This is a genomic window from Rhizobacter sp. (genome assembly GCF_031412495.1).
Classification (GTDB): Bacteria; Pseudomonadota; Gammaproteobacteria; order Burkholderiales; family Burkholderiaceae_C; genus Schlegelella_A.
Window position 1 is genome coordinate 1 of sequence record NZ_JANODC010000121.1, and the last position, 7,236, is coordinate 7,236.

Genomic DNA, 7,236 nt, shown 5'->3' on the forward strand with positions numbered 1-7,236 from the left:
CGGGCAGGCTCTTCGCCAGCGCCGCCGCCTTCAGCGGGTCGACGGCGTAGCGCACGGTCAGGTCGGCGCCGAGCGACAGGCCCTCGAGCGACTGCAGCGGCGCCGGCCCGTCGGCACGGCTCATCTGCGCCGCCCGCCAGCCCTGGTCGCGCAGCGACAGCACGCGCAGCCGGTGCACGGCGGGCCAGACCAGGACGCTGCCTTCGCTCCACTCGGTCGTGGCGCCGCTCAGGGTGTTAATGCGGATGCCGACCTCGCCGCGGCCGACTCCCTGCACCGGCGGGTGGCTCACGAGGACCAGCGCCGACACCGTCGCCAGGACGACGACGACCAGCGGCAGCACCATGCGGCGCAGCGCCGGGCCGGGCCGGTCGGCGACGACGCGCGTCTGAAAGCTCCCCTCGTAGGCCGCATGGCGGCGCGCACGCCAGCGCGAGAGCCGGCGCTGCATCGCTTCGGCCCAGATCCTGAAGCGCTCGAACATGACCCTTCTCCTCGTCGGCGCGGCACCATCGCCGCGTGAGGAGCACTGTCGCGGTCGGCCGTGCAGCCGGCATGAAATCGCGGAGAAGCGGCAGCGAAGGAGCGGCGCCATTCCTTCATGCGACGCTGGAAGCTCTCTTTCTTCGGCTCCCTGCTTCTCGTCAGCGCCACGGCTCAGGCGGCGACGTTCGCCTTCATCGCCCCGCCGGTGCCGGAGCCTTCGACCTTGCTGATGCTCGGATCGGGGGCGGCGCTGCTCGCCTTCGTGCGCCGCAAGCGCGGGCGCAATCAGCGCCCGACGGCCTGACGGCCTCCGACGGAGGGGCTAGACCCAGGGGTCCTTGAGCCCTTCGGTGGCGAACGCGCGCTGCACGGCTGAACGGGCCAGCATTCGATCGAGGAAGGGCTTCAGGTGCGGCAGGCTGCGCGCCGGGCGGGCGAACCCGCGCGTCCAGCGGCAAAGGACGAAGGCGTACGGATCGGCGAGGCCGAACGTTTCGCCGAGCAGCCAGGGGCCGCCATGGCGCGCGAACTCGGCGTCGAGCTGCTCGAGCATCGCGCCGACCTTGGCCTCCGCATGTGCCTTGATCCTGGCGGCGGCATCCGTGTCGTCGACCCAGCGTTCCGGATAGAAGTAGAGGATGAGCGTCGCCTGCATCGTGTTGCCGAGCCAGGCCATCCACTTGTACGCCTGTGCCCGCGTCGCGCTGCCGAGGGGCGGCAGGAGGCCGGCGCCGGGGTTCGTGTCGGCGAGGTGCATGCAGACCGCGGCCGTCTCGTACAGCACGAGCGGCTGCGCGCCGGCCGCCTGCGAACGGGAGTCGACCAGCACCGGGATCAGGCCGTTCGGGTTCAGCGCCAGGTAGGCCGCCGACTTGTGCGCCGCCACGCTGCGATCGACGAAGGCGAGCTCGAAGGGCGCACCGATCTCCTCGAGCACGATGTGCGGGATCAGGCTGGCGTTGCCGGGGTGGTAGTGGAGTTGCAGCATGGTGCGTGGTCCGACGGGGTCACATGGCCTTGAACAGATGAGCATAGAGCCGGCTGACCGGCAGCTTCCCGTCCCGGCCGCGCAGGGTGAGCGAAAGCTTCCCGTTTTCGTCGCGAGTCACGGTCTCGATGGCCGTGGCGCGGACCACGGTGCCGCGATGCACCTGCCAGAACACGGCCGCATCGAGACGTGGCAGCAGCTCGCGCAGGGGCGTGCGAATCAGGTGCTCGTGCGTCGCGGTGAGCACTCGCACGTACTTGTCGGCGGCCTCGAAGTACAGCACGTCGCCGACCGGAACCATGTGGATGGCGGCGCCGCTGCCCGCCTGGATCACCTGCAGCGGCCCGTCCGCCGCCGCCGGCGCCTGCGCCTGCGCCTGCGCCTGCGCCTGCGCCGATTGCAGCAGCCGGCGCAGCTGCGCGAGCGTGCTCTCGTTGTCCGCTCCGCCGCCCTGCGCCCGCGCCGCCAGCAGCTCGCGGAGCCGGTCCAGGGTCTTGCGCAGTCGCGCCGGCTGCACCGGCTTGAGCACGTAGTCGACGGCCTGCGCCTCGAACGCCTGCAGCGCGTACTCGTCGTAGGCGGTGACGAAGACCAGGGCCGGGAAGGGCCGCGACGCCGGCCAGTCGTCGGCCAGCACCGCCGCCGCGTCGAGGCCGCTCAGCGCCGGCATGCGGACGTCGAAGAAGAGCACGTCGGGCAGATGGGCGAGGGCCTGGGTGACGGCCGATGCGCCGTCGCCCACCGTTGCCACGACGCGCAGCTCCGGCCAGGCGCTCGCCAGCTCGGCCTGCAGGGCGGCGGCGAGCAGCGGCTCGTCCTCGGCGATCAGGGCGGTGGGCGGTGCAGGCATCAGGGCTGGGCCGGAAAGCGGACGGTGGCGCGGGCGCCCCCGGACGGGCCGGCGACGAGCTCGACGCGGGCGGCGGCGCCGTACAGCGTCGCCAGACGCTCGCGAGTCTGCGCAATGCCGAAGCCTTCGACGCCGCGAGCGTCGGGGGCGCCCAGGCCGGCACCGGTGTCGACGACGTCGAGCACGATGTCGCCGCCCTCGCGCCGCGCCGACACGGCGGCATGGCCGCCGGCCACCTGCCCTTCGAGCCCGTGCAGGACGCTGTTCTCGACCAGCGGCTGCAGGAGCAGCGTCGGCACCGGCTCGGTTTCGAGTGCCGGCGGCAGGTCGAGCGCAAACGTGAGCCGCGGCCCCATGCGCACCGACATCAGCTCCAGGTAGTCGCGCAGACGGTCGAACTCGGCCCGCAGCGGATGCGTCGTCGCGCGCGACGCCTGCAGGGTGGCGCGCAGGTAGGCGATAAGGTGGTCGAGCATCTGCTGCGAGCGCGGAGGGTCGACGCCGATCAGCGCGCGCAGGTTGGCCAGGGTGTTGAACAGCATGTGCGGCTCGAGCTGGGTCTCGAGCAGCTTGAGGCGGCTTTCGGTGGCCAGGCTGCGAGCGGCGGCCTCGCGCTGGCGCGACGCAGCGAGGCGCTCGCGGCTGAGGAAGTAGTAGGTGACGACGGCGCCCGCGACGAGGCTGATCGCCAGCATGCCGAGCGCGTGCCGCGGCTGCGACGCCCACTGCGCGAGCACCGGCCGCCCGTGCAGCACATCGCCGGCCAGCGTCCCGCACAGGTAGCCGCCGACGACGCCGAAGGGCACCAGGACCACGAGCCGGTGCCATTGCGTGTCCCAGTCGTCGACGAGCCAGAGCCGACCGAAGTCGATCAGGGCCCAGATCGACAGGCCGATAAGCTGCGAGTAGACAAAATTGCTGCCGAAGGGCGTGCTGCCCCAGAGCGTGAGGCCCAGCGCGATGAGGCTGCTGACGACCGCGGCCTGCAGGAAGCGCAGGCCCATGGTCAAGGACTCGTCGCGCCTCACCGCATCAGCCGTGGCGGCGTGCGAGGAGCTCGCGCTCCCTCTGCACCAAGCGGCCCATCAGGCCGCCGCCGAGCCGCGATGCCAGGACCACGGCGCCGTGGATCGCGAGCCCCAGCCCCCAGCCGAAGAGGGGATAGAGGGCCCAGCTGTGGCCGCTCATGATCGACACGGTGGCGAGCAGCACGTTGACGCCGACGAAAATCGCGGCATGGACGAGCCAGCCGGCCAGCATGCGGGCGCGGCGGCGGGCCAGACGGTCCAGGTCCGGGGCGGCGAGGGAGGCGGTGCTGTTCATGGCATTTCCTTGCATGGTTTTCTCCGGGGCGATGGGGGCACTGTGCCCCGGCACCGGCTGGCGGGCGACCCGCCTGCGACAAGACGCAGCGACGCGGCGCGAAACGCCCTCGCCAGGGCGCAGACGTCAGCCGGACCCCTGCCGTGCCTCGGCGATGCACTCGAGCAGAACCTTCTGGTCGCCGACCTGGTTGGCTAGCAGGAGGACGAGGCGGGCGTTGAGGTCGTTGCTCGCCTCGTCGGCGAGGCCTTCGTGTGCGGCGAGCAAGGCCTCGTAGAAGCCGTCGGCGTCGGGGATGCGGGCGTCGGTGCGCATCGCCTTCGGATCGGATGCGCTCATGCCGCGGCCGCCAGCCGCTCGCGCTCGTCGACGCCGAGCGCGTCGCGCATCGCCGCCGCGACGGTGTCGGGCGTGGCCGCCGCGGCCGTCGCGGCGACGTAGGCGTCAGGCCGGACGATGACGACGCTGCCATCGCCCGCACCCAGGTGCGCCGCCAGCGGGCTCGTCGCGTCGATGCCGCGGAAGTCGATCGGGAAGAGCGCCGCCAGCGCGTCCAGGTCGGCCAGTGCCGCGGCGTCGGCGCCGATGGCCAGGCCTAGGAAGCGCGTCTCGCCGGCCAGGCAGCGCATGAGGTGGGTGCCGTCGAAGGCGACGTTCTGCACCGAGCGCGCGCCGTCCTTCGCCCACGGCGACGGTGGGTAGGCGTTGGCCTGCGCCATGCGGCCGGTGTTGGCCAGACGGCGCGCGAACTCGTGCCGCTTCGCCAGCGTGCAGACGGCGCGGCGCAGGCGGTGCTCGGCCTTGCTGCGCGGCGCCAGGAAGCGCGCCGTGCGCCGGCATACCGTCAGGTTCTCGACCGCCGCCGCGTGGCGCTCGGCCTGGTAGCTGTCGATCAGCGACTCGGGCGCCTCGCCGGCCAGCACCAGCGCCAGCTTCCAGCCCAGGTTGGCGGCGTCCTGGATGCCGTTGTTGCCGCCGCGCGCACCGAACGGCGAGACGACGTGCGCCGCGTCGCCGATGAAGACGAGGCGGCCGACGCGGAATTCGTCGAGCAGGTGGTCGCGGTACTGATACGGCCCGATCCACACGAACTCGAACCGGACGTCGGGACCGAACTGCTCGCGCAGGCGCGCGCCGGCGACCTCGGGCCGGCTGATCGTCTCCGGATCGCAGTCCTCGGCCATCTGGTAGTCGAGCCGCCAGACGTCGTCGGCCATCAGGTGCTGCCAGACGCTGCGCCCTTCGTTGAACGGCGCATCGACCCAGGTCCAGCGCTCGGCCTGGACGGGCACCTCGAAGCGCACGTCGGTGATGCACCAGCGGTCGGTGCTGCGCGAGGGATGGACCTCGAGGCCGAGATCGTTGCGGATGCGGCTGTTGGCGCCGGTCGCGTCGATGAACCAGTCGGCCTCGAGCGTGTAGGTGCCGGCCGGCGTCTCGACCTCGACGGCGACGACCTCGGCTTCCTCCTCCACCTTCAGGACCCGGCTCTTCCAGCGCAGGTCGGTGCCGCCGAGCTCGACGATGCGATCGACGAGGAACCACTCGAGATAGAACTGCTGCAGGTTGATGAACGGCGGCTGCTCGGAGGCGCTGTCGTCCTTCAGGTTGAAGGCATAGAGCTCGTCGCGGCCGGAGAAGGTGCGGCCCACCGACCAGGTGATGCCCTTGGCGCGGATGCGCTCGTAGATGCCGAGCCGCTCGAAGATCTCGAGGCTCTTCTGCGCGTAGCAGATGCCGCGCGACGAGGCGCCCTTGACGCCGACCGTGTCGTCCTCGTCGAGCACCACGGCGCGGACGCCGCGCAGGGCCAGGTCGCAGGCGAGCGTCAGGCCGGCGAGGCCGCCGCCGGCGATGACGACGGGGTAGCGGATGGGCTCGCCCGCGCCGAGGTCGGGCGGCGGCACGAAGGGGAACTGCGGCAGCTGGTAGGCCGGCGCGAACTTCCAGGTCTCGCTGCGCATCGAATCAGCTTACAGCGATTCGGCGAAGGCGGCGATTTCGTCGGCCACCTGCGCCTGCAGGTCGGCGCGACCGGCCAGGTAGTGGTCGCCGCCGGCGATGTCGATGTTGCGGATGCGCTCGCCGCCGGCCGCGAGCCAGGCATCGCGCGTGCTCGGGAACGTGCTCTGGTCGGCGGTGTAGGTGAGCAGCAGCGCCGGCACGGAGGTGCGGGCCAGGTTCTCCGGGCCGTTGGCGCGCGACGCCGTCGACCACTGCGAGAGGAAGGCGGTGAGCGAGGTCGTCCGGCCCATCGCGTTGGCCGCGTAGTTGACGGCGCGCGCGTCGCCCCAGACGCTGCCGCGGGCGCGATCGTTGGCGTCGAGGGTCAGGTCGAGGCAGCGCGGGTCGGCGTGCGTGCGGTGCACGACGAAGGCCTCGTCGCGCGGCGCGCCCTTCGTCGAGCGCAGCTGCGCCAGCCGCTCGCGCACCCGCCGCTCGATGCGCTCGCGCCGCCGCTGCTGGCCGGCGACGAAGCGGTGCAGGAAGGCGGTGCCGAAGCGCGGCGGCGCATCGGGTCCCCCGGTCCAGTGGATCGGGTCGTACATGTCGAGCGAGGGGTCGGCGGCGAGGGCATCGTGCTCGTCGACGACCGAGGGATCGAGCCAGCGCCCGAACAGGTGCGAGCGGCCTTCGTGCGCGGCGCACAGGGCGATGCCGTCGACCCGCGGCAGGTCGGCGGCGACGAGGTGGATCGGGTCGCCGTCGACGAAGGTCTCGGCCGTCAGCTGCTCGGCCTCGGCCTGGTAGAACGCAGCCAGCGCTGCGCCCCCCGAGTTGCCGACGAGCACGACGCGATCGCAGCCGAGCACCTCGCGTGCGAAGCGGACGCCGGCGCCGAGGTCCTGGAGCACGCGCTCCATGAGCAGGACCGTGTCGTTGCCGGCATAGCGCGAGTTGAGGCCGAGGCAGGCGATGCCGCGCGCGGCGAGCGGGCCGATCAGGTAGTGGCCCATGAAGTTGCTCGCCGGGTGCATGACGATCGCCGCCGTGCGCGTGCCGCCGTCCGGCACCTCGTAGGCGCCGTAGATGCGCGGCCGCAGCATCTGCAGGCCGGACTGGCTCTCCATCAGGCCGCCGGGCTTGACGTCGATGGCGGCGAGCCGGCGCTCAGGCATCTTGCGCCGCTTCGTCGGAGAGAACGCCGAGCAGGGGCGCGCCCGACCGGCGTGCACGCTTCTCCAGGGTCCATGCGGCGACGGCGGCGTGCGCCTCGCGCTCGTGCCGGGCCGTCGTCTCGGCGCTCGCCGTCGGCGTCGTCAGCTCGAGGCGGATGCCATTGGGGTCGAAGAAGTAGATCGACTCGATGACGTGGTGATCCGTGATGCCGAGGACCTCGACCCCGGCCGCCTCGAGGCGGGCCTTGGCGGCACGCAGCGCCTCGACCGAGTCGACGCGCAGGGCGATGTGGTTGACCCAGGCCGGCGTGTTCGGCGACGGCTCGGCCGCGACGTCGTCGCCGAGGTCGAAGAAGGCGAGGTGCGAGCCGTCGGCCATGCGGAAGAAGACGTGCACGTAGGGGCAGTGCTCGCCGGTGCTCGGGACCACGTCGGAGCGGATCACGTGCACCAGCGGCAGGCCGAGCAGG

At 72.2% G+C, this 7,236-nt stretch carries 10 protein-coding genes; 1 reads left to right on the plus strand and 9 read right to left on the minus strand.

What is annotated here, in order from left to right; genetic code table 11:
* On the minus strand, positions 1–484 hold a 484-nt coding region (locus AC30N0_RS04345; RefSeq protein ID WP_489516705.1), incomplete at its 3' end, for an SPFH domain-containing protein.
* A gap of 117 nt (positions 485–601) precedes the next feature.
* Between AC30N0_RS04345 and AC30N0_RS04350 the strand changes: the two genes are divergently transcribed.
* On the plus strand, positions 602–790 hold the full coding sequence (locus AC30N0_RS04350) for a PEP-CTERM sorting domain-containing protein (protein WP_489516706.1): 189 nt from the start codon (positions 602–604) through the stop codon (positions 788–790).
* 18 nt (positions 791–808) lie between these two features.
* Here AC30N0_RS04350 and AC30N0_RS04355 read toward each other — a convergent pair whose 3' ends face one another.
* The 8 genes from AC30N0_RS04355 to AC30N0_RS04390 form a co-directional block, all read right to left on the minus strand.
* Positions 809–1,474, minus strand: a complete 666-nt coding sequence (locus tag AC30N0_RS04355) for a glutathione S-transferase family protein (protein ID WP_489516707.1) — start codon at positions 1,472–1,474, stop codon at positions 809–811.
* Positions 1,475–1,493: 19 nt separating this feature from the next.
* Positions 1,494–2,324: a LytR/AlgR family response regulator transcription factor gene (locus AC30N0_RS04360; RefSeq protein WP_489516708.1), complete on the minus strand. Its 831-nt coding sequence runs from the start codon at positions 2,322–2,324 to the stop codon at positions 1,494–1,496.
* The gene (locus AC30N0_RS04365) at positions 2,324–3,328 is read right to left on the minus strand and encodes a sensor histidine kinase (RefSeq protein WP_489516709.1); all 1,005 of its coding nucleotides are present in this window, start codon (positions 3,326–3,328) and stop codon (positions 2,324–2,326) included. The genes AC30N0_RS04360 and AC30N0_RS04365 overlap by 1 nt, the downstream gene beginning before the upstream one ends.
* 28 nt (positions 3,329–3,356) lie before the next feature.
* Positions 3,357–3,647 carry a 2TM domain-containing protein gene (locus AC30N0_RS04370; RefSeq protein ID WP_489516710.1) on the minus strand — a complete coding sequence of 97 codons (291 nt, stop codon included), beginning with the start codon at positions 3,645–3,647 and terminating at the stop codon, positions 3,357–3,359.
* A gap of 126 nt (positions 3,648–3,773) precedes the next feature.
* Complete coding sequence (locus AC30N0_RS04375) at positions 3,774–3,962, minus strand: DUF2783 domain-containing protein (protein ID WP_489516714.1); 189 nt, start codon at positions 3,960–3,962, stop codon at positions 3,774–3,776.
* A 20-nt stretch (positions 3,963–3,982) separates the two neighbouring features.
* A complete protein-coding gene (locus AC30N0_RS04380) occupies positions 3,983–5,611 on the minus strand; it encodes an FAD-dependent monooxygenase (protein WP_489516711.1) in 1,629 nt (542 codons plus the stop codon).
* A gap of 9 nt (positions 5,612–5,620) precedes the next feature.
* Complete coding sequence (locus AC30N0_RS04385) at positions 5,621–6,766, minus strand: alpha/beta fold hydrolase (RefSeq protein WP_489516712.1); 1,146 nt, start codon at positions 6,764–6,766, stop codon at positions 5,621–5,623.
* On the minus strand, positions 6,759–7,236 hold a 478-nt coding region (locus AC30N0_RS04390; RefSeq protein ID WP_489516713.1), incomplete at its 5' end, for a VOC family protein. The genes AC30N0_RS04385 and AC30N0_RS04390, both read right to left, overlap by 8 nt.